General features: G+C 48.5%; 24 protein-coding genes and 1 pseudogene. 21 read left to right on the forward strand and 4 right to left on the reverse strand.

Features of this window, described 5'->3' with window-relative positions; genetic code table 11:
• Positions 1-13: 13 nt before the first annotated feature.
• The 9 genes from WA407_RS02005 (at position 14) to WA407_RS02045 (ending at position 9223) form a co-directional block, all read left to right on the forward strand.
• The gene (locus WA407_RS02005; RefSeq protein ID WP_336076766.1) at positions 14-1093 is read left to right on the forward strand and encodes a sirohydrochlorin chelatase; all 1080 of its coding nucleotides are present in this window, start codon (positions 14-16) and stop codon (positions 1091-1093) included.
• Positions 1090-1869, forward strand: a complete 780-nt coding sequence (gene cobK / locus WA407_RS02010; protein WP_254328202.1) for a precorrin-6A reductase — start codon at positions 1090-1092, stop codon at positions 1867-1869. The genes WA407_RS02005 and cobK overlap by 4 nt, the downstream gene beginning before the upstream one ends.
• Before the next feature lie 170 nt (positions 1870-2039).
• Positions 2040-2684: a precorrin-8X methylmutase gene (locus WA407_RS02015; protein ID WP_226002540.1), complete on the forward strand. Its 645-nt coding sequence runs from the start codon at positions 2040-2042 to the stop codon at positions 2682-2684.
• A gap of 74 nt (positions 2685-2758) precedes the next feature.
• Positions 2759-3904, forward strand: a complete 1146-nt coding sequence (locus WA407_RS02020; protein ID WP_254328203.1) for a cobalt-precorrin-5B (C(1))-methyltransferase — start codon at positions 2759-2761, stop codon at positions 3902-3904.
• Complete coding sequence (gene cbiE / locus WA407_RS02025) at positions 3897-5153, forward strand: precorrin-6y C5,15-methyltransferase (decarboxylating) subunit CbiE (RefSeq protein ID WP_336076668.1); 1257 nt, start codon at positions 3897-3899, stop codon at positions 5151-5153. Before WA407_RS02020 ends, cbiE begins: the two co-directional genes overlap by 8 nt.
• A 31-nt stretch (positions 5154-5184) precedes the next feature.
• A complete protein-coding gene (gene cobI / locus WA407_RS02030) occupies positions 5185-5901 on the forward strand; it encodes a precorrin-2 C(20)-methyltransferase (RefSeq protein ID WP_254328205.1) in 717 nt (238 codons plus the stop codon).
• Complete coding sequence (cobM, locus tag WA407_RS02035) at positions 5898-6692, forward strand: precorrin-4 C(11)-methyltransferase (protein ID WP_160788663.1); 795 nt, start codon at positions 5898-5900, stop codon at positions 6690-6692. Before cobI ends, cobM begins: the two co-directional genes overlap by 4 nt.
• A complete protein-coding gene (locus WA407_RS02040; protein ID WP_336076669.1) occupies positions 6685-7773 on the forward strand; it encodes a cobalt-precorrin 5A hydrolase in 1089 nt (362 codons plus the stop codon). The genes cobM and WA407_RS02040 overlap by 8 nt, the downstream gene beginning before the upstream one ends.
• The gene (locus WA407_RS02045; RefSeq protein ID WP_336076670.1) at positions 7766-9223 is read left to right on the forward strand and encodes a cobyrinate a,c-diamide synthase; all 1458 of its coding nucleotides are present in this window, start codon (positions 7766-7768) and stop codon (positions 9221-9223) included. Before WA407_RS02040 ends, WA407_RS02045 begins: the two co-directional genes overlap by 8 nt.
• Before the next feature lie 133 nt (positions 9224-9356).
• On the opposite strand, the gene WA407_RS02050 is transcribed toward WA407_RS02045, so the two are convergent.
• Positions 9357-9806, reverse strand: coding sequence for an AbrB/MazE/SpoVT family DNA-binding domain-containing protein (locus tag WA407_RS02050; protein WP_025721620.1), 450 nt, complete (start codon positions 9804-9806; stop codon positions 9357-9359).
• 438 nt (positions 9807-10244) lie between these two features.
• On the opposite strand from WA407_RS02050, the gene WA407_RS02055 reads away from it, so the two are divergent.
• From WA407_RS02055 to WA407_RS02095, 9 genes and pseudogenes are all read left to right on the forward strand, one after another.
• Positions 10245-10883 (forward strand): ThuA domain-containing protein, encoded by a 639-nt coding sequence (locus WA407_RS02055; protein ID WP_039271649.1) that lies wholly within the window; start codon positions 10245-10247, stop codon positions 10881-10883.
• Between the two features lie 102 nt (positions 10884-10985).
• On the forward strand, positions 10986-11345 hold the full coding sequence (locus tag WA407_RS02060; RefSeq protein ID WP_013312404.1) for a phasin family protein: 360 nt from the start codon (positions 10986-10988) through the stop codon (positions 11343-11345).
• A 1-nt stretch (position 11346) separates the two neighbouring features.
• Positions 11347-13009, forward strand: a pseudogene (locus tag WA407_RS02065) (ABC1 kinase family protein).
• A 23-nt stretch (positions 13010-13032) separates the two neighbouring features.
• Positions 13033-13590: a hypothetical protein gene (locus tag WA407_RS02070; protein ID WP_336076671.1), complete on the forward strand. Its 558-nt coding sequence runs from the start codon at positions 13033-13035 to the stop codon at positions 13588-13590.
• Positions 13591-13860: 270 nt separating this feature from the next.
• A complete protein-coding gene (locus WA407_RS02075) occupies positions 13861-15309 on the forward strand; it encodes a SulP family inorganic anion transporter (protein WP_336076672.1) in 1449 nt (482 codons plus the stop codon).
• 219 nt (positions 15310-15528) lie between these two features.
• Positions 15529-16194: an amino acid ABC transporter permease gene (locus WA407_RS02080; RefSeq protein WP_254328211.1), complete on the forward strand. Its 666-nt coding sequence runs from the start codon at positions 15529-15531 to the stop codon at positions 16192-16194.
• Complete coding sequence (locus WA407_RS02085) at positions 16175-16852, forward strand: amino acid ABC transporter permease (protein WP_250266856.1); 678 nt, start codon at positions 16175-16177, stop codon at positions 16850-16852. Before WA407_RS02080 ends, WA407_RS02085 begins: the two co-directional genes overlap by 20 nt.
• Positions 16853-16870: 18 nt before the next feature.
• Positions 16871-17626 (forward strand): amino acid ABC transporter ATP-binding protein, encoded by a 756-nt coding sequence (locus WA407_RS02090; RefSeq protein WP_165177831.1) that lies wholly within the window; start codon positions 16871-16873, stop codon positions 17624-17626.
• An 18-nt stretch (positions 17627-17644) separates the two neighbouring features.
• Complete coding sequence (locus WA407_RS02095; protein ID WP_069290583.1) at positions 17645-18520, forward strand: cysteine ABC transporter substrate-binding protein; 876 nt, start codon at positions 17645-17647, stop codon at positions 18518-18520.
• A 275-nt stretch (positions 18521-18795) separates the two neighbouring features.
• Here WA407_RS02095 and WA407_RS02100 read toward each other — a convergent pair whose 3' ends face one another.
• Together WA407_RS02100 and WA407_RS02105 are read right to left on the reverse strand one after the other, a co-directional pair.
• Positions 18796-18942: a hypothetical protein gene (locus tag WA407_RS02100; RefSeq protein ID WP_235306564.1), complete on the reverse strand. Its 147-nt coding sequence runs from the start codon at positions 18940-18942 to the stop codon at positions 18796-18798.
• Between the two features lie 141 nt (positions 18943-19083).
• Complete coding sequence (locus WA407_RS02105) at positions 19084-19326, reverse strand: helix-turn-helix domain-containing protein (RefSeq protein ID WP_235306563.1); 243 nt, start codon at positions 19324-19326, stop codon at positions 19084-19086.
• A gap of 167 nt (positions 19327-19493) precedes the next feature.
• Here WA407_RS02105 and WA407_RS02110 point away from each other — a divergent pair, with 167 nt between their 5' ends.
• Positions 19494-19853, forward strand: a complete 360-nt coding sequence (locus WA407_RS02110; RefSeq protein WP_235306562.1) for a hypothetical protein — start codon at positions 19494-19496, stop codon at positions 19851-19853.
• A 246-nt stretch (positions 19854-20099) separates the two neighbouring features.
• A complete protein-coding gene (locus WA407_RS02115) occupies positions 20100-20207 on the forward strand; it encodes a putative metal homeostasis protein (protein ID WP_158451783.1) in 108 nt (35 codons plus the stop codon).
• Between the two features lie 187 nt (positions 20208-20394).
• On the opposite strand, the gene WA407_RS02120 is transcribed toward WA407_RS02115, so the two are convergent.
• Entirely contained in the window at positions 20395-21627 is a 1233-nt protein-coding gene (locus tag WA407_RS02120; RefSeq protein WP_235306561.1) for a PHB depolymerase family esterase, read from the reverse strand.
• Between the two features lie 424 nt (positions 21628-22051).
• Between WA407_RS02120 and WA407_RS02125 the strand changes: the two genes are divergently transcribed.
• Positions 22052-23536 carry a phytoene desaturase family protein gene (locus tag WA407_RS02125; protein WP_336076673.1) on the forward strand — a complete coding sequence of 495 codons (1485 nt, stop codon included), beginning with the start codon at positions 22052-22054 and terminating at the stop codon, positions 23534-23536.
• Positions 23537-23541: the final 5 nt, after the last annotated feature.

The raw sequence follows: 23541 nt of genomic DNA on the forward strand, positions 1-23541 counted from the left end.
GGAAAAAACAGCAGTGGATGCAATATTGTTAGTTGGACATGGAAGTCGGGACCCGGAGGGGAACCAGGAACTGCTGGAATTTGCACAGGCAGTGGCAGACCGGGTACCGGATATGTGCGTGGAAACCTGTTTCTTGGAGTTGACACGTCCCAGCATTGCTGATGGGATGCAAACATGTGTGGAGAAAGGTGCGACGCGTGTCGTTCTCATTCCGATTATCTTGTTCGCAGCGGTACATGCCAAAATTGATATTCCGATGGCTATTGATCGGGCAAAAGCAAAATATCCACAGGTGGAATTTGTATATGGACGCCCGATTGGCGTTCACGAGAAAATCGTCAGCATTCTGCAAAGCCGCTTGAAAGAGGCCCGTCCGGTTGCAGTTCCAGCGGGAATGAATAGCGCTGTAGAGGCATTTTCCGAGGTATCCGACGAAGAAACGGCGGTACTTGTGTTAGGACGCGGAAGTAGCGATCCAGATGCGAACAGTGACTTTTTCAAAATCACCCGTATGCTATGGGAACAGCTTTCTTATACGTGGGTAGAGAGCAGCTTTATCGGTGTGACGCAGCCTTCTTTTCCCGATGGATTGGAGCGTTGTGTACGACTGGGGGCCAAAAAGATTATCGTGCTTCCCTATTTTCTGTTCACGGGTGTGCTGATTAAGCGCATCGGAGAAATGACCCAGGAATTTGCCGAGGCTCACCCTACATTACAAGTGGAAATGGGAGGATATTTTGGTTTTCATCCTCAATTGATTGAACTGGTGCTGGAGCGAGCTAAGGAAGGCTTGTTCGGCAAGGTTACGGCCAATTGTGATAACTGCCAGTTCCGTCTGGAGGCGCAGGAGCACCACCATCATCACCACGACCATGACCATGACCATGACCATGACCATGACCACCATCACGATCATGAGCATCATCACCATCACCATGCACATGATCACGATCATCATGATCACCATACACACAGCCACGATCACACTCATGAGCATGTCGATGCTCACAGCCATGATGACCATGATCACCATCACGAGCATTCACATACGCCATCTGTAGTGAATGGAAGCGGGCAGGTGAAGGGCTCATGATATTCATGCTATGTGGAACGAGCGATGCTCGGGAATTGGCGCTGCAAATCCGTGACAATGGCTACAACGTATTGACCTCGGTCGTAACCGAAAGCGCGGCAGCCAGCTTGGCCGAAGCAGGACTGGACGTACGTACAGGCCGAATGACAGCCGATGAAATGAGTGCAATGATTCGGGAGCAGGGAATACAGGCGGTTGTTGATGCCAGTCATCCTTTTGCAGAAGAAGCACATGCGAATGCGATGACAGCCGCTCGCGAGTCCGGAGTTCCTTATATTCGCTACGAGCGGGCGGGACTGGTGTATGACAATCATCCATTGCTCCACATCGTTTCTTCCTATGAAGAGGCCGCATTAGAAGCGAAGCAACTCAAAGGCTCTGTCATGCTTACGACAGGCAGTAAGACGCTCGGCACGTTCACCAAGCATTTACTCGGAGACCCGGAGATTCGTCTGGTTGCACGCATGCTGCCGCGCTTGGACAATATGGAGAAATGCGGCGAACTGGGCATGGAGCAAAAGAATATTATTGCCATGCAGGGACCCTTTTCCCGCGAGATGAACGAAGCATTGTACAAGCACTATGGCACGACCGTGATGGTCACCAAGGAAAGCGGACGCACGGGAGCAGTGGATGAAAAGGTTCAATCTGCATTGGAGCTGGGGATTCACGTACTTTTGATTTCCAGGCCGGAAGTGGAATTTGGCACAGTATTTGATCATTTCGACGGAGTCATCGACGCACTGCGCATAGCAAAAGAGAAAACTTCAATTTGAGTTGAGCCTTACCCCTGCGAGTCCAGTCCATCAGGAACGACTTCTGGCATGTATTTAAAATATAGTCATCTTAAAACAGGTGTTTTTAAAAGGTATCTATGATTTTGTAGCAATGAATTGTCATTTTCCTAAACTATTTTCTAATTTTCCATAAGGGAGTGGTCGATACGATGGATTTTAAAACAGATTTCAAACCGCTAACGGTACAGCCGCAGGAAATTGAGGGTAAAAGCTTCGAGATGATCACAGAAGAATTGGGAGAGCATCCTTTTACAGCAGAGCAATATCCCGTTGTACAGCGTGTCATTCATGCATCTGCTGATTTTGAGCTGGGCCGCAGCATGGTGTTTCATCCAAAGGCGATTGAAGCTGGGATTGCAGCTATTCGTGCAGGACAGCAGGTAGTGGCGGATGTGCAGATGATTCAAGCGGGGCTGAGCAAGGATCGTATCCGTCAATTTGGCGGGGATGTGCATGTGTACATATCTGACCCTGACGTCATGGAAGAAGCGAAAAGACTGAATACGACACGCGCCATTATTTCGATGCGCAAAGCGATTCAGGCGGGCGAAGGTGGCATTTATGCCATTGGTAATGCGCCGACAGCGTTGCTGGAGTTGATCCGTCTGGTAAAAGAAGGAGCGGCTAAACCCGGACTGGTGATTGGCATGCCCGTCGGTTTCGTATCGGCAGCAGAATCCAAGGACGAGCTGCGCAAGCTGGATATTCCGTTCATTACGAATATTGGACGCAAGGGCGGCAGTACAATTGTCGTAGCAGCATTGAATGCGATCTCCTTAATGGCTGTCCGCTAGATGCGGTTGTCCGTTTGCTGTATCATGAAATGAATTAGAACATGATCAGCAGAAGAGGTTAAGGAGGAATTGGCATGGAAAAGGAAGCGGCGTCCGCCAACAGGCCCAAACGGATGAAAAGTGGTGAAGCTCCCGCGCCGGACAAGCCGATGCGGTCAGGCTTTACGACGGGGGCTTGTGCGGCTGCAGTGGCCAAAGGAGCGGTACAACTGCTCATCACGGGCATTCCACCGAAGGAAGCAGTGATATCGCTGCCCGCGGGCTTCGATCATGCGTTTGAGCTGATCGAGCCTGTGTTGGACGCGGACGAAGCTTCCTGCACGACGATCAAGGACGGTGGCGATGACCCAGATGCCACGCATCAGGCGAAAATTATCGCCTCCGTTAGCTGGCGCGAGGAGCCGGGTATTGAGCTGGACGGCGGCATCGGCGTGGGACGTGTAACGAAGCCTGGTCTGCCTGTGCCTGTCGGGGAAGCAGCGATTAATCCGGTGCCGCGACGGATGATTACGGAGGCTGTGACAGGCGTGCTTGAAGAACACGGATCGGCCAAAGGTGTCCGTGTCGTCATCAGCGTACCGGACGGCGAAGAAATCGCCAAGAAAACGCTGAACGGGCGACTTGGCATTCTAGGCGGTATTTCCATACTAGGCACGCGTGGTGTGGTCGTTCCGTTTTCCACGTCAGCTTATAAAGCCAGCGTCGTGCAGGCCATATCGGTTGCACAAGCGATGAACTGCCAGGAAATAGTCCTGACTACAGGCGGCAGCAGTGAAAAATATGCCATGCAAATGTACGATCAGCTGACGGAAGAGGCCTTTATTCAGATGGGGGATTTTGTCGGCTTTGCCATTAAGCATGGGAAGCGGCTGGGAATGAAAAAGATTATTCTCGTCGGTATGCCTGGCAAGCTGTCAAAGGTAGCTCAAGGTGTCATGATGGTACACTCCAAGAGCGCTCCGGTGGATTTTGGATTTTTGGCCCAGGTTGCACGTGAAGCAGGTGTGGATGAGTCACTTGCAGCGACAGTGGCAGAGGCCAATACAGCTACGCAGGTGGCGGATATGATGACCGAAGCGAATGCGCTTAGCTTTTTTGAAAAGCTGTGTACCTACGGATGTCAGCATTGTCTGGACCATGCAGGTGGTGGAATTGTCGTGGAAATGGTACTGGTAACGATGAAAGGGAACGTGCTGGGGAGGGCGAGAGTCGGTGAGTAGAGTGATTCGTGTCATTGGTATCGGTGAAAATGGAGCGGCAGGTCTGTCGCAGGAGACGCTGGAGCACATTGAGCGTGCCGACCTGCTGGTTGGTGGAGAACGCCAGCTAGCCTTTTTCAAGGCATTCGTAGGGGAAAAACGAACATTAAAGAGCGGCTTATCTACCGTGGTAGAAGAATTGGGACGGTTGCGCAAGGACAAGGATATTGTCGTGCTTGCGTCAGGCGATCCGCTTTTTTTTGGAATTGCAGGTTATTTGTCTGCCAAGCTGGGGTCGAAACATCTGGATATTTTGCCGCATCTCAGCTCGGTTCAACTGGCGTTTGCGCGTCTCGGTGAAAGCTGGCAGGATGCGGTGCTGGAAAGCGTACATGGCCGTCCGATGACTGGATTGGCGCAGCGGATCGATGGACAGAACAAGGTCGCGCTGCTGACGGACGACCGCAATCATCCCGCCGCACTCGCTGCCTATCTGCTGCATTATGGCATGACGGAATATGATGCCTTTGTCGGCGAGCATTTGGGCGGACCGGATGAGGCGTATCAGCATTATACGTTGGATGAGATGGCGCAGGGAACGTTCCAACCACTGAATGTGGTTATTTTGCGCCGCCGTAAGGGTGAAGACGTGCCTGCAATTCGTCGGGGATTTGGCTTCGAGGATGAGGAATTTCACCAGCGTAAGCCGGAAAAGGGACTGATCACGAAGCGTGAAGTACGCGTATTCAGCTTGTCCGAGCTGCGTCTGACCGAACGAAGCATCGTATGGGATATCGGCGCAGGTTCCGGCTCTGTAGCGGTGGAATGTGCGCGGCTGGCCAAGTATGGGCAAGTATTTGCCATTGAGAAGAACGAAGGCGATCTGGCTAATGTGGAAGCGAACAAAATCAAATTCCGTACCGATTTCCCGGTTATTCATGCCAAAGCGCCTGCCGGACTGGAAGATCTGCCAGACCCGGATGCGGTGTTTATCGGTGGGAGCGGGGGAGAATTGGCCGAACTGATTCGTCTGTGTGCTTACCGTCTGCGGAAGGATGGACGAATTGTAGTGAATGCTGCAACGATTGAGACGCTGCATGACGGGATGAAGGCGATGCAAGCAGCAGGTCTCGATACTTCGGTGACGTTATTGCAAACAGCGCGCAGCAAGCCGATTTTGAATATGACTCGTTTTGACGGACTCAATCCGATATATGTCATTACAGGACAGCCGTCGGTGGACGTGGCTGACGAAGTAGCAGGGGAGTAAGCTGGTAATTCAAGAGGGGGAGAGAGACAGCATGAATACGGCGGCAACAGGAACACTTTACGGCGTAGGCGTGGGGCCGGGTGATCCCGAGCTGATTACAGTCAAGGCGTATCGCATGATTCAGGAATGTGCAGTTGTGGCTTATCCGAAGAAACGCCGGGGAGGTAAGTCGTATGCTCACGAAATCGTGGAATTGTACGTCAACCCGGAGGAAAAGGAGATGCTGGGACTCATTTTTCCAATGACCAAGGACCCGGTTGTACTGGAGCGGGAGTGGAACAAAACGGTGGTTGCTTGCTGGGAGGCACTGAGCCAAGGCAAGGATGTAGCCTTTGTCACAGAGGGAGACCCTAATCTGTACAGTACCTTTATTCATTTGGCACGGCTCATGAAGGATCTCCATCCTGAGGTGCCGATTGTATCTATTCCGGGCATTTCGTCTGTGTTGGGAGCGGCGGCAGCGCTGGAATTGCCTTTGGCAGACGGAGATCAGCAGGTCGGTATTATTCCGGCTACGGATGATCGGGAAGCGATGAAGCAGGCGATTGAGAATCACGATACGGTCGTGTTTATCAAGGTTGCCAAGGTACTGGATTTGATTTTGGATGTGCTGGATGAACTCCATCTTGGGGACCGTGCATCAGTCATTACCAAGGTCACTTCCCCTTATGAAATGGTATGGCGCGACGCACGTGAGCTGCGCGGACAGGAGCTTGAATATTTGAGTTTAATGGTGGTGAGCAAATGACGTTGGAGCCCAAAGTATATATCGTAGGAGCAGGTCCCGGCGACCCGGAGCTGATTACTGTCAAAGGCTCCCGGATTCTACGCACGGCCGATGTGGTATTGTACACGGATTCACTCGTGAACGACGAGCTGATTGCCACGGCCAAGCCAGAGGCGCAGGTATTGCAAAGCTCAGGCATGGATTTGGAGCGGCAGGTCGAGATTATGAGCGAGGCTGTGCAGGCTGGACGCAGTGTAGCTCGCGTACATACAGGTGATCCGGCAGTGTACGGTGCGATTTTGGAGCAAATGGTGTTGCTGAAGCAGCGCGGAGTAGCATACGAAATCGTACCAGGCGTCAGCTCGGTCTTTGCTTCTGCGGCGGTGCTGGGTGCAGAGCTAACTGTGCCTGACCTGACGCAGACGGTCATTCTGACGCGTGCCGAAGGCCGTACACCTGTACCGGATCGGGAAAAGCTGCGGGACTTGGCGTCCCATCACTGTACAGTGGCACTGTTCCTCAGCGCAACGCTGGCAAAGAAGGTGGTCGTTGAGTTTCTGGCAGCAGGCTGGAGTGAGGACACGCCTGTAGCGGTTGTGCAGCGCGCGACCTGGCCGGATCAAAAGATCGTACGCACGACGCTTGCTCAATTACCCGCCGATTTGCGTGCAGCAGGCATAACGATGCATGCCATGATTTTGGCAGGCTGGGCGCTCGACCCGGAGCTGGTGGACAAGGACGCGCATCGTTCCAAGCTGTATGACAAGTCGTTCACCCATGGCTACCGGAAGGGAGTGAAGCCCGGTGAGTAATCCATTTGCCGCTGTGGCGATCACGAAGCATGGAGTGGAGATGGTCCGCAATTTGGGAGCCAGCTTTCCGGGCACGGATGTGTATTACATGTCCAAGTTTGAGCGTGGCGACGAGCAGCAGCGTGGCATTCAATTGTTCGAAGGCTCGGTCAAGCTGATTTTGCCGGATTTATTTAAACAATATAACGGTATTATTTTGTTTATATCTCTCGGTGCAGTGGTTCGTATGATTGCACCAATTTTGGTGGATAAAAAGGTAGACCCAGCGGTAGTTGTCATTGATGATCGTGGCGAGCATGTCATTAGCGTATTGTCTGGCCATTTGGGTGGCGCCAATGAATTGACCCGCCATGTAGCGGCTGTACTGGGCGCACGTGCTGTAATCACGACTGCATCGGACGTGCAGGGCACGATCCCGGTGGACATGTTTGGTCGGGAATTGGGTTGGGTGGTCGATAGCTTCGACAAGGCCACTCCTGTGAGCGCCGCTGTTGTGAACGAGGAGCCTGTTGCGCTCATACAAGAGACAGGCGAACGGAACTGGTGGCGTTATGACAAGCCTGTACCTGGACATATCAAGGTATATGCTTCGACGGCAGAAGCATTGCAAGAACCGTTTAACGCCGCATTGGTCGTGAGTGACCGTTTATTGGAGCCGGAGGAAGAGGAGCAGCTTCTTTCTAATGGCGTGCTGTACCGTCCGAAAAGCTTGGTGCTCGGCATCGGCTGCAACCGTGGAACTGCATTAGAGGAACTGGAGGCGGGTGTGCTGGACACCTTGCAAGAGCTGCGTTTGTCTGTGAAAAGCGTACGGAATATTGCCACCATTGATCTGAAAAAGGACGAAGAGGGCTTACTTGCCCTTTGCGCCAAATACGGTTGGGAACTGGTGACGTATACTCCGTCAGAGCTGAATAAGGTGCAGCTTCCCAATCCATCGGAAACCGTCTTCAAATACACTGGCGCATATGGGGTAAGTGAACCTTCAGCCTTGTTGTCTTCTGGTGCAGACCATTGGCTGCTGGAGAAGAAAAAAAGCGGCAATATGACGCTGTCTGTAGCGCGGGTTTCCTATGACTGACATCATGAAGCAGGCTGTACAGTCTGATCCGTCTGCCGCTACGCGCAGAAGCCGTATTGTTGTTGCCGGAACAGGCAGCGGCGCAGGCAAAACGACTGTTACCCTCGGGCTGATGAAGGCGTTCGCCGACAGCGGCCTGCGAGTGCAAGGGTTTAAGTGCGGGCCGGATTATATCGATCCGACCTATCATACTGCCGCGACCGGGACTTCTTCCCGTAATCTGGATTCATGGATGACCTCACCGGATACGGTGCGTGAAACCTTTATCCGTGCTTCCGAAGGCGCGGATATTTCCGTGATTGAAGGCGTCATGGGGCTGTATGACGGCAAGGACCCGCTCAGCAACACCGGCTCGACCGCTGAGATCGCCATGCTGACGGACAGCCCTGTATTGCTGGTGGTCGACGTGCGCAGTATGGCACGAAGCGCCGCCGCTATTGTGCTCGGCTTTCAGCGCTTGGAGCCCAAGCTGCGCATTGTAGGCGTAATTGTGAATCGCTGCGGTAGCCAAGGGCACTATGGCATCGTCAAAAAGGCGATTGAGCAGGAGTGCGGCATCCCCGTGCTAGGCTGGTTAAAGCGTGATGACGGGCTGGATATTCCTGAGCGTCATCTGGGTTTAGTACCCGCTGTGGAACGCGGCGAGCTGGAGCCGCTTTTCCAACGGGCGGCAGAGCTGATCCGCGCGGGTACGGATCTGGATGCACTGCGGGCATTGGCGGATTCGGCTCCGCCGTTGTCTCTGCCCGCACAACCGTTGTTTCCCCCGGATTGGCTTCCATCAGCAGGGCATGAAGCTGATACCGGGGAACGTCCCGTCATCGCCGTCGCCAGAGATGCGGCGTTCAATTTTTACTACCCGGAAAATATGGATTTACTACGTCAGGCGGGAGCAGAGATTGTCTACTTCAGTCCGCTGGCGGGAGAACGCGTACCTGAGCAGGCAAGCGGCCTATACCTGGGCGGCGGTTTCCCCGAAGAGTTTGCCGCAGATATCGCTGCAAATACGGGCTTTTTGGAAGATATCCGCAACGCGGTAAGCCGGGATATGCCAGTATTCGCCGAATGCGGCGGTTATATGGTACTGGCACGGACACTTACGGATCGTATGGGGAATGCCTATCACATGGCCGGGGTTATTCCGTCGGACGTCCGCATGCAGGAGAAACGGGCTGCACTGGGATACCGGGAAGCAACCGCTTTGCAGAATTGCTTGCTGCTGGAGGCTGGAGAGACCATTCGGGGACATGAATTTCATTATTCTGTCATGCAATATGATGAATCATCCGCCCCCTACTCCTACGCCTATCAAACCAAGGGGATGCGTGGTCTCCAGAGCGAGGGTTATGCGAAAGGGAACCTTTTGGCAGCCTACACGCATGTTCATCTTGCATCTCTTCCCAAGGCGGCAGCACGCTGGGTAGAACAATGCCGGGTTTACGGTCAATAGTTTTGCAAACGAGTGCATCACTTCATATAAGCGAAAAAAAGCCGAGTCCCTAAAGGGCCCGGCTTTTCTAAATTCAATAGATTTAAACCTTACATAGTATGGAAGCGTATACATTAATTTTTTGGTGATTCGCTTACATGAGTTTTTTCAGCTGGGAAATCCTTCCCTGGCTCACGCCAAGCATGGAGGCAAGTTGCTTTTGTGAAGATGCTGGATGTTCTTCCATAAGCTCTCTCATTTTTTCCAAAATAACGTCTGTGCGCTGATAAATTTTTTTCATATGCATATTTTGCTTAAGTGGGGGTGAATGGGTTTCAGTCGCTGTGACCGGAACTAAATCTTCCGTTTTCATCGAGGCTGCACATTCATCGCAGATAAACTGATCTTTAAAGTAGGTGTTGGTATCAACCGCACCGCAAAATATACAGTTGGTTGATTTGTACTTACGGAGCATGAGTGTCTGGTCTTCAATAAAAAACTCTAATGGATCGCCGATGTCAATCTCCATCGTCATGCGCAACTCTTTAGGAAGCACAATTCGCCCCAAGCTGTCCAAGGGCCGGGTCATTCCAGTCCTTTTCATTCATGCAACCTCCCCGGTTTTTTAAGATTTATAGAATGTATAAGGTTTGAGGCAATTCTTATCAATTCTATAACCGCAAGCATAAATTCTTACAAAAAGCGGCCCTTCATTGTTAATCAAGCATGGACGCACTTTTTTTCTTACGAGTATACCATAAACAGGCCGAATCGCCATCGTTCAGATTTATAAATTTTGAATAAGTTTTAATAAGTTTATTGCGAGCGAACATATATGCTATAATCGTCTGCTAAAGGATTTAATAGGTCGTCTGTAGAATTATTTATATATGCCGTAGCTCGGACAATGATGGCGGTGTTATGGGAAATGGATAAGGGCCAAACGGAATTTTCTGAGCGTTTTGACCCCACAAACAAGAATAAATGACACGGGCCCCGCCTTTAAAGTCCTTATATACAAGTCAGGCAAGGAGGATTTATCATGGAAAAAAGAAAAGCATTGTTGTTAGGAGATTATTCGTATCCGGAGTTTCACCCGCTGCAAGGGGTGGACGAAGAGATTAGCCATATTTTACAGGATTGGATGACCGTACAGTGCAGTGAGAATCGTAAAATGCTGCTCAAGGAAAATCTAACCTCATTTGATCTATGTATCTCGTACTGCGATAGCCGCAAGGAGGTTCTGTCACCTCAACAAACAGCAGGATTGCTGTCTTATGTTAGTGGCGGGGGTGGATTGCTTGTGCTGCATAACGGAATCACATTGCAAGGACGGTATGAAATTGCACAGTTAATGGGGGCACGTTTCTTGCGACACCCGGCTGCAGGTCCACTTTCCTTCAAAGTAACGGAGCCGGATCATCCGATTATGGAAGGAATCGAGCCGTTCGAAATGCAAGAGGAGCCGTATCGTTTTGATTTTGATCCATTCACTGAAAAAACACTACTGATGGAATATGAACACGAAGGCCAGTGGTGGCCGGCTGCATGGTCACTGTCCTATGGCTTGGGTCGGGTCGTCTATTTGATGCCTGGACATAATCAGCCAAGCTTCCAGCACGAGGGATACCGCAAGCTGCTGCTTCAGGCTGCCAAGTGGGCTGGACGCTTTCCGGGTTAAACATAGATCATTCCATTCATTGAGGAAGGGGAGCTGCGAACTTTATGCGGCTCCCCTTTTCAGGTTATACTATAGGTAATCACAGGTAGGGGAGGATATATTATGAGCGATTTGTTCAAAAAAGCCATCTCATTGGGGTGGGGCCTCACCGTTGTCAGCAAAGAAAAGGTGGAGAAAGCCGTCGAGGATCTTGTAAACCGGGGAGAACTTGCGCCCTCGGAATCCAAAGCGCTGGTCGATCGTCTGATCGAACGAGGGGCAGAGGAACAGGGACAATTCAAAACAGTGATCCGCGAACAGGTTAGCCGCATTTTGCAGGAGCTGGAAGTACCTACCGAAAATGATGTTACAAGTTTGGAGCAGCGTGTGGCATTGTTGGAAAAACAGGTAGCGGAGCTGGAAAAAGAAAAGGCGGCGCTTACGGGTTCGAGCGACGCTGAAGAAGCGAACCGGCTGGATTAAAATGGCGGTTCGTATGAAGCACGCCGGTCGTTACCGGGAAATTGCCATGGCGCTGGCGCGTCATGGCTTTGGCTATATGGTGGAAGAAATGGGACTGTTCCAGCTGCTGTCATTGCCTCGCAAGTGGCTGACGAGAGAAACTCCCGAGTCCAAAACGCTAGGTGAACGGATTCGACTTGTGCTGGAGGATCTGGGGCCTGCATTCATCAAGCTTGGACAGTTGGCAAGCACACGTGCTGACCTGCTGCCGGAGCCTATTATCCGTGAGCTGGTTAAGCTTCAGGATCAGGTACCGCCGTTTTCATCTGAAACGGCGCGTGGCATTCTGGAGCAAGAGCTGGACACGTCATTAGAGGACATACTGGTTCGTTTTGACGATGTTCCGCTGGCCGCTGCTTCGATCGGGCAAGTGCATCTGGGCAAGCTGCACAGCGGCGAAATGGTCGCCATTAAAATCCAGCGTCCTGGCGTTAATCGCATCATTCGGCGAGATTTGGACATTTTGCGGGAATTGACCGCTATGGCAGCCAAGCGCTGGGAGTGGGTAGAGCGGTATCAGCTTCGCCAGATGGTAGAGGAGCTGGGGAGATCGCTCATTCAGGAGCTGGATTACAACCATGAAGCCCGTAACACAGAGAAGATTGCGCTCCAATTTGAGCAGGACCCACATATCTATATTCCGAAAATATACTGGGATCATACCTCTTCCCGTATACTGACTATGGAGTTTCTAGACGGAACTCACTTGGGTAGTCGTGAAGAGCCGTGGATATAACTTGAAAGAACTGGCGCAGCGGCTGGTGAACAGCATGCTGCATCAAATTTTTATAGAGGGATTTTTTCATGCCGATCCCCATCCGGGGAATTTACTCGTTTTGAAAAATGGCAGTCTTGCTTATTTGGACTTTGGCATGACGGGAAGGTTGAGCGAAGAGATGAAGAATCATCTCGCTTCCCTCATTATTGCCCTGATGCGCAAAAATACCGATGCCATGGTTCGGTCTATCGAACGTTTGGGTCTGGTCGAACCGGACACCGACCTGAATGCGCTGCGTGCTGATCTGGACAAGATACGCGAAGATTACTCAGACGTTCCTTTCTCACAGATCAGTATTGGTGATGCTTTGAACGACCTATTTGGCGCAGCGCAGCGCCATCGGATTGGTTTGCCGTCGGATGTCCTGTTGCTAGGCAAGGCGTTGCTGACACTGGAGGGGGTCGTGGAGCACCTGGACCCCGATCTCAGTATTATCGCTTTGGCTGAGCCCTTTGGTAACAAGCTATTGAAGGAACGCTTCAGCGGTCGTCGTATCCGAGGCAAGCTGCTGGGTGGTGCGACTGAGCTGGTGGAGACGCTGATGGAACTACCAGGACATGCGAGGCATTTGGCCTCGATTATCAGCAAGGGCAAGCTTAAGCTGGAGGTTACTGTGCCGGAGCTGGAAATGCTTCTGCGCAGGCTGGATCAGATCAGTAACCGCCTGTCATTCAGTATCGTGCTGTTAGCGTTCAGCATTATTATGGTCGGACTTATTATCGGTTCATCGCTGAATCATCAGGTGACCATGCTGTGGAATGTACCTGCCATTGAAATCGGCTTTGTTGTCGCTCTCTTAATGGTTGCCTTTTTACTATATTCCATTTTTAAATCGGGAAGATTCTAGATACTGACCAGAAAGGAAAACTTATGGATACACATAAGATGAATAATCTCCAAATTGCAGATGTGCCATGGCACCGCCTGACTACTCCTTATGGTAGGGGCACGGAGTTGCCACAATTGATATCCAACGGGGAGTACGCAGCCATTGCTGATCTGATAGAGCATCAAGGCACATTGTGGCAGGTTACGCCATGGGTGTTACTTTTCTTATTGCGTAATATGCATATGGGAAATTCGGATGATATCACGCGGAGTGAGTTGGAACTGTACCATGCGGTTGTTGGAACATTGGACATGGAAAACGCACAAGAGGATTCACAGAAGTCTGTAGAATCCCTAACCATGCTGCTGGACGAAAAATATCTATGGCCGGCAGACAGCGATCCAGAAGAAGATGAACTGGAGTGGGAAGAGGAAGAAGCACGCGGTTATGATCCGGTAGCTTTTTGGAGTTATTATGACTATAGTTATCGATTATTGAAGCAAGCACTGCCTGACTTTGAAGGCTTACTCCAGCAGCATGCGGACTCTGAGATTGCTGAATCTCTATCGGAGCTTGTACAGAAATTGCGAAAATTTTAATTATAAGAAAACGAATAAGATGAAGATAATGATCGTTATTTCAAGGAAATAGATGATTTCTTTCTGTAAACAGCCTTTTAACTCATTCGTCTCTGCGAATTCCTTACGTTATAATGATGGACTGAATGTAACGGACCGGGTTCGTTTGGGAGAGACGAACTGAATGATAGGAGAGCCTTGGCGATTGGTCGCTGGACGGAGACCCGAAACACACGGGGTGCGAGTCAACACGCTACTCTCCGTAAATATAGGAGGCTGGAACGAGACAGTATGAATCTTAGACAACAATGGTTCGGTAATATCCGGGCCGATATACTTGCGGGCATGACCGTAGCGCTAGCACTAATTCCCGAGGCGATTGCCTTCTCGATCATTGCGGGGGTCAATCCCATGGTCGGACTGTACGCCTCCATATCGATGGCAATTGTCATTTCTTTTGCAGGTGGACGTCCGGCGATGATCTCGGCAGCAACTGGAGCGGTAGCGGTACTGGTCGTTGGCCTGGTGAAGGATCATGGCGTCGAATATCTGTTTGCAGCTACCATTTTGGCAGGAATCATTCAAGTGCTGCTGGGTGTTTTGAAAATAGGTCGCTTTATGAGCTTTATTTCGCAGCCGGTTATGACCGGATTTGTGAATGCGCTGGCGATCCTCGTCTTTATGGCGCAACTCACCCACTTTCATGGAGCTAATTGGATCATGTACGCGATGGTAGCGGGGACGCTGCTCATTGTGTATATTTTACCGAGATTTGTGAAAAGCATTCCTGCTCCATTGACGGCAATCATCATCATGACGATCATTACGTATGTATTTGGATTGAATGTGAAAACGGTAGGAGATATCGGTATGCTAACCAGCTCGCTGCCTTCATTCCATTTGCCGCAAATTGAGTGGTCGTGGCATACTTTGCGGATTTTGTTGCCGTATTCCTTTACGATGGCACTGGTTGGACTGCTGGAATCGCTGCTGACAGCCAGTATTTTGGATGAAATGACCGAAACGAAGAGCAATAAAAACCGGGAAGCCCGCGGGCAAGGGATTGCCAACTTTGTAAATGGCTTTTTTGGTGGTATGGGTGGTTGTGCCATGATCGGACAATCCGTCATTAATGTCAGCTCTGGTGGAAGAGGGCGTTTGTCCACTTTTACGGCTGGGGTATTCTTGGCCTTTCTGCTGCTCGTGCTTGGCGGGGTTGTAAAGGAAGTGCCAATGGGTGCATTGGTAGGAGTCATGTTTATGGTGTGTATCGGAACCGTAGACTGGAAATCGCTCCGAAACATTGCTAAGGTACCCAAGGCGGACACGTTTATTATGGTGGTCACGGTGATCATTGTGGTGGCTACGCATGATTTGTCCAAGGGCGTGATCGTAGGCGTACTGCTGAGTGCTCTGCATTTTGGCTGGAAAATGGCTAAAATTCGCATCAGCGCAACGGAGAACAACGACGAAAAGGTGTACCATGTCAGGGGTCCGATGTTTTTTGCTTCAACGACTCATTTTGTCGATCATTTCGAACCTTCGGATGATCCAGAACGTGTCGTGGTGGACTTCAGTCATTCTCATATTTGGGATCACTCCGCAGTTACTGCCATCGGCAAGGTGTTGCAAAAGTATACGAAATCCGGCAAATCCATCACCCTGCGGGGATTAAATGAGGAGAGCCGTTTAATTGTAGAGAAGCTCGGCGGCCCTCTTGTTACCGAGCCGCTCGTATGATGAATCGTATAGCATAAATCAAAGCTTGAAATGAAATTTATTCATTTCAAGCTTGTTTTATTTATTTCTGAAATAAAACAACACTTTTATTCCTGAATCATAGATAAATATGACAAATTTTCATCCAAGTATTGACGTAATAATTGGGCAGGAATACAATCATTGTTATTAAGCAGAGCAAGTACATAGGAATAATTGAAAATCGAAAGGTATACACATATGAACTTAGACTGGGAGTTTATTGTAGAGAGCTTGCCGTTATATGGAGAAGCTATGTGGTTGACGTTGAAGATCGCCTTTTTTGCTATTCTATTTTCATTAGTCGTCGGTTTGCTGTGCAGCACAGTACTGTATTACAAGGTAAGGGGAATTAGCGGCATCGTTGTTGCCTATATTGAGCTTTCCCGAAATACGCCGCTGCTTGTACAGTTATATTTTCTGTATTACGGGTTTACGAAAGTAGGTCTGCATATGAGCGAAATGACGTGTGCCATTGTGGGCATGACCTTTTTGGGCGGGGGTTATATGGCTGAGGCGTTCCGTGGGGGAATGGAAGCAGTGAGTAAAACCCAGACGGAATCCGGGCTGAGTCTCGGACTGTCCAAGATACAACTGGCGAGATATGTTATTTTGCCACAGGCTTTTGCCATCAGTGTTCCGTCTCTGGGAGCGAATGCGATATTTTTGCTCAAGGAGACTTCCATTGTTGGCGCCATTGCTTTATTAGATCTGATGAATGTGGCAAAAGACCTGATCGGCATGTACTACAAAACGACAGAATCGCTAATTCTGCTGGTATTGGCATATCTCGTTCTGCTTTTACCTTTGTCGATACTGCTGACATGGGTGGAAAGGAAGGTGCGATATGCTGAATTCGGGGATTAATGTACTTTTTGAAGGTTCCAATTTCGAGCGTCTATTAGGGGGATTGCTCGTTACGCTGGAGATTGCGTTACTTTCCATTATTATCGGTACTCTATTAGGCATTTTGATGGGGTTGCTGCGCACCTTAAAATCAAGACCGATTCGGTTTGTGCTGAAATTATATTTGGAGACATTCCGCATTATTCCAATTCTGGTGTGGTTGTATGTTGTATATTTTGGATTTACTCCTTTGTTGAATGTGAATATCAGCGGGGAATTGACAGCAATTATCGTATTCAGCCTGTGGGGAGCGGCCGAGATTGGTGACATCGTTCGTGGTGCATTGGAATCACTGCCCAAGCATCAGGTGGAATCCGGGCAAGCATTGGGACTGACATATGGACAGTTATACCGCTATGTGCTCATTCCCCAGGCGGTGCGCCGAATGCTTCCCGGTTCTATTAATCTGGCGACACGGATGATCAAAACTACTTCATTAGTGGTGCTGATCGGTGTAGTGGAAGTGGTCAAGGTCGGGCAGCAGATTATTGAGCTTGGTGTAATCAAGGCGCCCTCGGCATCCTTCTGGGTGTACGGCTTTATTTTCATATTGTATTTTCTCGTATGCTATCCGTTATCCAGACTTTCCAAAAGATTTGAACGCAGATGGCAAAATTAGCAGGATGGGGTGGATGTCATGGGAGAGGCTGTGGAGGTTTTACTCGAAATTCGAGGGCTGCACAAAAGCTTCGAAGACCGAAAAGTACTGCAACAGATTAATCTGGACGTAACGAAAGGGGAAGTCGTGGTCGTTCTCGGTCCTTCGGGATGTGGAAAAAGCACGCTCCTCCGATGTCTCAATGGTCTGGAGCCGGTCCAGAGTGGAGATATCCGTTATAGAGGGCAGGACCTGACGGATAAGAAAGTGAATTGGCGTGAGGTGCGGCAGCATATCGGAATGGTGTTCCAGAACTACGAGCTGTTTCCACATATGACGGTCTTAGAAAATATATTACTCGGCCCGCTTAAAGTTCAGCGGAGAAGCAAGCAGGAGGCACTTGAGCAAGCGGAGCAGCTATTGGAGCGAGTGGGTCTGCTGGATCGCAAAGATGCGTATCCGAGACAATTATCAGGCGGGCAAAAGCAACGGATTGCGATTGTGCGCGCCCTGTGTATGAACCCGGAAATTATGCTCTTTGATGAAGTCACCGCATCCTTGGACCCGGAGATGGTCAGAGAGGTGCTGGATGTCATGCGAGAGCTGGCACAGCAGGGCATGACCATGATTATCGTGACGCATGAAATGGGATTTGCCAAGTCGGTAGGAGATCGTATCGTTTTTATGGATCAAGGACAGATATGCGAAATGACTACGCCACAGCAATTTTTTACCCAACCGGAAACAGAGCGTGCCCAGCACTTTCTGGATATATTTCAGTACGAAACGATATAAACAGGGGGATGAATACAGATGAGAAAAGGAATGAAGTTCACGACGTTATTACTGGCTTTGAGCTTGCTGATTGTTGGTTTGGCGGGATGTGCAGGAGGCGGAAATACCAACGGTAGTTCAGGCTCGGCTAAATTTGCTTCGATTGAGGACATTAAAAAGAATGGCAAGATTCGAATAGGTGTATTTGCAGATAAGCCGCCTTTTGGCTACGTGGATTCGGAAGGGAAGAATCAAGGCTTTGACGTCTATATTGCGAAGCGGTTTGCCAAAGATCTCTTGGGTGACGAGTCCAAGGTGGAATTTGTTCTGGTGGATGCTGCCAGCCGGGTCGCCTATTTGGAATCCAACAAGGTAGATATCATCATGGCTAACTTTACGGTGACGGATGAGCGTAAAGAAAAAGTCGATTTTGCCAACCCGTATATGAAATTATCCTTTGGCATTGTGTCACCTGATAGCGCTCCAATCACCACGATTGACCAATTGAAAAATTCGGATCAGAAGCTGATTGTCGCAAAGGGAACAACGGCTGAGACCTATTTCACGAAAAATTACCCTGACATCAAGCTGCTTAAATTCGATCAATATACAGAAATCTTCTCAGCCCTCAAAGACAAACGCGGCGCCGCCATTGCCAACGATAATACAGAGTTGATCGCCTGGGCAAAGGCCAACCCTGGCTTTACCGTAACCATCCCGGCCTTTGGTGGTCAAGATACGATTGCACCCGCAGTCGCAAAGGGAAATAAGGAGTTATTAGACTGGATCAACAATGAGCTGGCTACATTAGGCAAGGAAAACTTTGTGCATCAAGCCTACAAGGACACATTGACCTCTGTTTACGGAGAAGGCTTTACAGATCAACTGGTCGTAGAGGGCGGCAAAGTGGATTAATCATAGTATAAGTTGCTTATTAATTATAAAGAAGCGTTGGGCTTGCTGTCCCAACGCTTCTTTCATTTGGGGAAAAGGGAGCACGGGCAACTACTTATTTAGTCATGGAGATGTCCGCTGGGCAATAGTAATCTTCATTCTCATGTTACAGTCTCACTGTTTCTCCATTCCATCTTCGGAGATGTATTCTATAATATCAGCAAGAGTAATAGTCCTTGAAAATCTTCGTTGATAGGCAATTCTGTTCAAAGAATCCAGGATATGGACAAGTGTTTCTAATTCAAGTCTTTGGTTTTGCCATTTACCATATCTATTACGGTAGCCGGACGTATTTTTGCTTCTACGGCCAGTTTATTTCGGGAAATATCAAGTTCTTCTAAAATATCGCCAAGTTTAAAATGATATCTCTCATGAATATTCATGATAAAAAATACTCCTTTATCAGTATAGATTCTAGTTACACGTACTCTGAAATAATGATAACGATTATGCTAAATAACAAGGAAAAAAATATCCCTGCCAGGGCAGAGATATAAGGTGCAGCGGACTATTCTGTGAATGTATCAGTGTTTCTCTGATTCATCCTCAGGTATATATTCGAGAACATCATGTAGGGTTAATGGACGACCAGAGAGCCGAATCAGTGTTTCCATCACGGTATTAAATGTTTTAAATTCGATTCGCTTGGATGTATTGTTACACATCTCATAGATGGTATTAGGCCTGATTTTTGCCTCACGAGCGAGAGCGTTTTTAGTAATCCCGATTTCTCGAAGTAATTCTTCAAGTTTAAAAACAATTCCCATACATACACCTCATTATAGAAATTTAAATAGAAATAGCATTACCTATTGAAGTTTATCTTTAAAGGATATAAAATAACTACAAAGGTTAATCTTGAAAAGTTATAAAAATTACAAATCTAATCTATAGTAAAGGCCGATTTAATAGATGTGAAGGGAGCTAAATCTAAATGAACAAAGGCAATTTTGAAAAAGTAAGTGTCATTCTTGGTCCCTGTGATCTTCCGCATATGTATGAGCTTTTTGAAGGCTATCTGATCAAGGACCGTTACGTCATGATGATCGACAATAGCGTGCTTACTCTTCGACATGTAAAAAAGGAAAAGCATTATTCGCATCTATATGTTGATGGTGACACGGGAGGAATCACTCTTGCAAGACATGTACAACGTGAAGACATAGATGTGATTACTGAGTTGGTCGAACGATTGCGCAACATGGATGCATTAAGTTTTCTTACAGATGAACTGTTATGGAACACATGTCGGGAAGATATAGACTTTGACTTAGTTCGGAATAAAGGACTATGAAAAATGGCGAACGTAAATTCTGATTCGAATTTTTGTTCTCGTTTTACTTATATAATGTAACACAGAAGCGTAAAAGGGTGAAATGAACACTGCCGTAATAAAGATACATACTTCTCCCAAAGCTCTTGCATGCTAGTAGATTTCATTATATAATTTTAAATGATAATGAGAATCATAATCATTAATAACAGTCTTTAGGTGCATGCTCCCAATATGAGCCTAAGTGAATAGGATGGTGATGTGCACATGGCTAAAGCAGATGTGGCAACTGCCAGAAGACAGCTTCGGAGTCCAAACAAGGTAACTCGCAGACGAGCTTTGAGAACGATCAAAGCTGCGAAACGCGCGAAGTAGCAGGTTCCAAGTTAACTGCAAATGGCAATACCAGTGTCAAATTTTTCAGTCTCCTCGTTTTGATATTGCACCTGCCTTCCTGATGGTGGTACACAGGAAAGTAGGTGTCTTTTTTTGAATAATAAAAAAGCGTCAGGCGGGTATCGAACCGTTCTGGCGCTATTTTTTATAGATATGAAAAACAATTTTATTTCTTTTGTGCAAACAGCCATTCAATCATATCCTGATTTTGCAAAGCGGGAACCCAGGAGAAGTGTCCCGTAGGTTTGATAATCCCTGCTTCGTATTCAGTGAAGTGAATGAGGTTTCCGTTTTGTGCTTTAATGGCAGCGACCATTTCTTGCGAGTTTTTAGGACTTACTGTGGTATCGTCTGCAGCATGGAAGGCCCAAATCGGGACGTTTTTCAATGCCTCGACGTGTGTAGGTTCAACAGGCGCATACATGTTAACGGCTTTTTCATAGTTGGTCAAACCGGCAATCGGCACACCTGCGGCGAACAAGTCCAGATTTTTTTCCAACAATCTCCACGTTCCCATAGCTCCTTGAGAAATACCAACAATATAGATTCGGTTGGTATCGATCGGGTATTTTAACGCCGTATCACGTACCAAATCGGCTACAGCGCTGTTGCGTGGCTCATCCGCCCAAATGAATTTATGCTCCAGGTCAATCGGGCTTTGTGGAGCGATGACGAAGGATGGGTGTTTGGCTTGCTGCTCAGGAGAAGCCCAAGTGACAGCACCAGCATTCGCTAACAGGTTGACTCCGTTTCCATCACCGCGTTCGCCGTTTCCGTGCAGGAATACAACCAACGGGTAGGTTTTGTCAGGCTCTACTTTAGGCTCAAATGTAAAGTAGTTCAGCTTGAAGCCTTCTTTATTTTCAAAGGTGTTTTTTTGGAAGTCGTCCACGATTGGTGTAATTTTATCTGTTGCTTTTACAGTCTGTGTAGAGGCTGGGATGACTGTTTTCTTTGAAGTTGCAATATCTTTCTTTTGACTAATCGTATAATTCAACGTGTTGATGCGGTTAACTGCGCTTGTTGCATCGTAAGTAAGGGTACTTGCATTTTTATCTTGCGTATCCAGCTCAATCACGACATATTTGCCATGAGTACTGCGGTTGGTGATGGCTCCAGTATCATTGGTATATACATCGGTTACGGTTCTGTCTGTATATACATCATTGAGTACAGATTGAACCTGAAAGCTGGACGTAGATAAGGATGCCCCGTCAATATTGGTGCTGTATTTCAGTACGACAGCAGAAACGACTTCACCCAAAGGCTGTACCTGAGTAAGTAGGGTAGCCTGTGGCGCTGGGACATCGGCTGCTGCGGCTGAGCTGGAGGATGGGAAAAAGATCGTAAGCAGGAACACGAAAGATAATAATACAAGGGCAAAACGTCTTCTTTGCATGAGATTAATCTCCTTTGGTGTCATTTTTAAAAGCGCTTACTACATGTTCGGGATGGTTGACTGTATGCTGTGGAATTCATACAAATCAAAAAAAGGCAAACTCCGGGTACACGTGTGTACTCGGGTTTTGCCTTTTCAGTAACAATCCCACTTGAAGGATAGCACCTTCATTGGAATCTGACAAGTGAAAGCGCTACATTTTTGGGTGTTTTTTATATAAAAAGTTTTACTTTCGTTACGGATGATTCTACAAAAATCCTTAAAGCAACTTGCAATTAGAAGTGGATATGTCGAACTCATGGTATTCATCTATAGCAGGAAAACCAAGTCATAGGGGCTTTTCAACGGTAATATTGTGGTATATAATCTCCTTAACTTAACAGTGTTAACTTATATAACGATGTTAACAAAAGGGGATGAAATCATGAACCAATACGATGTTATTGTCATCGGTGCAGGACTGGGTGGCTTGTCCTGTGCAGCAAGACTTTCCGCGCTCGGTTACCGAACAGCTGTTTTTGAAAGCCATACTTTAGCTGGCGGTTTCGCAACTGAATTTACAAGAAAGGGATATACCTTTGATGTCTCCTTGCACGGTGTCGGCGGACTCGAGGAGGGCAGCTTCGGTCGGCTGTTAAAGGACTGCAATGCGGACCAGCGAATTGTTCCTCTCCGCAAAAAGCACCCTTACTCCATTCGTTGGGAAGGACAGACCATTGATATTCCGTCCGATGTTCAGGAGTATGTGCAGCTCCTCAAAAATATGTTTCCTGCTGAGGTGTCGGGCATTGTCAGTTTATTCGCGGGCATTCGCCGTTTTGAAACAGGCTTTTCTGCTTTTTCTACTCTCACTTCCTGGCGCAAGGCGGTTGGCCTGCTCAAAGCAGGAACCTTCTTCCGTTGGACGCAAATGACGACCTGGGAAGCTGTAAGCCAGTTCGGTTTGTCTGACCGCTTCATAGAATTCTTTACCGCGCTGTGGGCCTATTATGGATTGCCTCCAAAGCGGCTTGCGGCCTTGTATTTTTTCATTCCCTGGATCGGCTATCATTTGGAGGGGACGTACTACATTGAGGGAGGCGCACAGGCTTTATCCAATGCATTGGTTGACGCTATTAAGTCAGCGGGAGGAGAAGTTCACCTGCGCAGTCAAGTATCTGAGATTATAATCGAACGCAGTAAAGCAGTTGGAGTCCGTCTGAAAAAAGGCGATGTATATAAAGCCAACTGGATTGTGTCTGGTATCAGTCCCCATCATACGTATGGCCGCCTACTGGAAAACCATGATGCTGCCCGTCGTGAGCTGGAAGCTGTCAGCAGTCTGGAGACTGGCACGTCTCTCACCCAGCTATATCTGGGATTATCATGTGAGCCTCATGAGCTTGGCATTACCGAAGAAGACTTAATCCTGTGCAATGAGCCGGATTCGGAAACAGATTATGAAGTTATGATGAGCGGCCAGTATACCAAAGGCAACTGGATGCTCACGAATTATAACGCCATGGACCCTAAGCTTAATGAACCGGGAAAGGGTGTCATTGCAATTACATTTTTGGACAGATTGGAGAACTGGCCAGCCGCACGTCCCCAATATAAAGCCAAAAAAGAAGCCGTGACACAGCAGATACTGGGATGTCTAGAACAGCTGTATCCGGGTTTTCGCAGCAAGGTAGTGGTCGCCGAGTTGGGCACACCGCGCACGATGCAGCGTTATACCGCTAATCCCGACGGGGCCGTTTATGGCTACGCACAAACGGTCCGGCAGTCCGGTATAAAAAGACTGAAGCACAAATCAGCTGTGAATCGTCTGTCATTGGTAGGGGCCTGGACACAGCCTGGGGGCGGGTTTCAAGGGGTTATGAACTCGGGTATAATGGAAGCTGATCGTATCGCCGCCAAATTGGGGTAGGCAGA

The organism is Paenibacillus sp. 203 (genome assembly GCF_037027525.1).
In the GTDB taxonomy this organism is placed as follows: Bacteria; Bacillota; Bacilli; order Paenibacillales; family Paenibacillaceae; genus Paenibacillus; species Paenibacillus polymyxa_B.

What these genes read in the sequence shown, in the direction of transcription:
- cobK (WP_254328202.1), top strand. Translation starts at nt 1,090, where the DNA reads ATGATATTCATGCTATGTGGAACGAGCGATGCTCGGGAATTGGCGCTG.
- WA407_RS02015 (WP_226002540.1), top strand. Translation starts at nt 2,040, where the DNA reads ATGGATTTTAAAACAGATTTCAAACCGCTAACGGTACAGCCGCAGGAA.
- WA407_RS02020 (WP_254328203.1), top strand. Translation starts at nt 2,759, where the DNA reads ATGGAAAAGGAAGCGGCGTCCGCCAACAGGCCCAAACGGATGAAAAGT.
- cobI (WP_254328205.1), top strand. Translation starts at nt 5,185, where the DNA reads ATGAATACGGCGGCAACAGGAACACTTTACGGCGTAGGCGTGGGGCCG.
- cobM (WP_160788663.1), top strand. Translation starts at nt 5,898, where the DNA reads ATGACGTTGGAGCCCAAAGTATATATCGTAGGAGCAGGTCCCGGCGAC.
- WA407_RS02045 (WP_336076670.1), top strand. Translation starts at nt 7,766, where the DNA reads ATGACTGACATCATGAAGCAGGCTGTACAGTCTGATCCGTCTGCCGCT.
- WA407_RS02050 (WP_025721620.1), bottom strand. Translation starts at nt 9,806, where the DNA reads ATGAAAAGGACTGGAATGACCCGGCCCTTGGACAGCTTGGGGCGAATT.
- WA407_RS02055 (WP_039271649.1), top strand. Translation starts at nt 10,245, where the DNA reads ATGGAAAAAAGAAAAGCATTGTTGTTAGGAGATTATTCGTATCCGGAG.
- WA407_RS02060 (WP_013312404.1), top strand. Translation starts at nt 10,986, where the DNA reads ATGAGCGATTTGTTCAAAAAAGCCATCTCATTGGGGTGGGGCCTCACC.
- WA407_RS02070 (WP_336076671.1), top strand. Translation starts at nt 13,033, where the DNA reads ATGGATACACATAAGATGAATAATCTCCAAATTGCAGATGTGCCATGG.
- WA407_RS02075 (WP_336076672.1), top strand. Translation starts at nt 13,861, where the DNA reads ATGAATCTTAGACAACAATGGTTCGGTAATATCCGGGCCGATATACTT.
- WA407_RS02080 (WP_254328211.1), top strand. Translation starts at nt 15,529, where the DNA reads ATGAACTTAGACTGGGAGTTTATTGTAGAGAGCTTGCCGTTATATGGA.
- WA407_RS02085 (WP_250266856.1), top strand. Translation starts at nt 16,175, where the DNA reads ATGCTGAATTCGGGGATTAATGTACTTTTTGAAGGTTCCAATTTCGAG.
- WA407_RS02090 (WP_165177831.1), top strand. Translation starts at nt 16,871, where the DNA reads ATGGGAGAGGCTGTGGAGGTTTTACTCGAAATTCGAGGGCTGCACAAA.
- WA407_RS02095 (WP_069290583.1), top strand. Translation starts at nt 17,645, where the DNA reads ATGAGAAAAGGAATGAAGTTCACGACGTTATTACTGGCTTTGAGCTTG.
- WA407_RS02100 (WP_235306564.1), bottom strand. Translation starts at nt 18,942, where the DNA reads ATGAATATTCATGAGAGATATCATTTTAAACTTGGCGATATTTTAGAA.
- WA407_RS02105 (WP_235306563.1), bottom strand. Translation starts at nt 19,326, where the DNA reads ATGGGAATTGTTTTTAAACTTGAAGAATTACTTCGAGAAATCGGGATT.
- WA407_RS02110 (WP_235306562.1), top strand. Translation starts at nt 19,494, where the DNA reads ATGAACAAAGGCAATTTTGAAAAAGTAAGTGTCATTCTTGGTCCCTGT.
- WA407_RS02115 (WP_158451783.1), top strand. Translation starts at nt 20,100, where the DNA reads ATGGCTAAAGCAGATGTGGCAACTGCCAGAAGACAGCTTCGGAGTCCA.
- WA407_RS02120 (WP_235306561.1), bottom strand. Translation starts at nt 21,627, where the DNA reads ATGCAAAGAAGACGTTTTGCCCTTGTATTATTATCTTTCGTGTTCCTG.
- WA407_RS02125 (WP_336076673.1), top strand. Translation starts at nt 22,052, where the DNA reads ATGAACCAATACGATGTTATTGTCATCGGTGCAGGACTGGGTGGCTTG.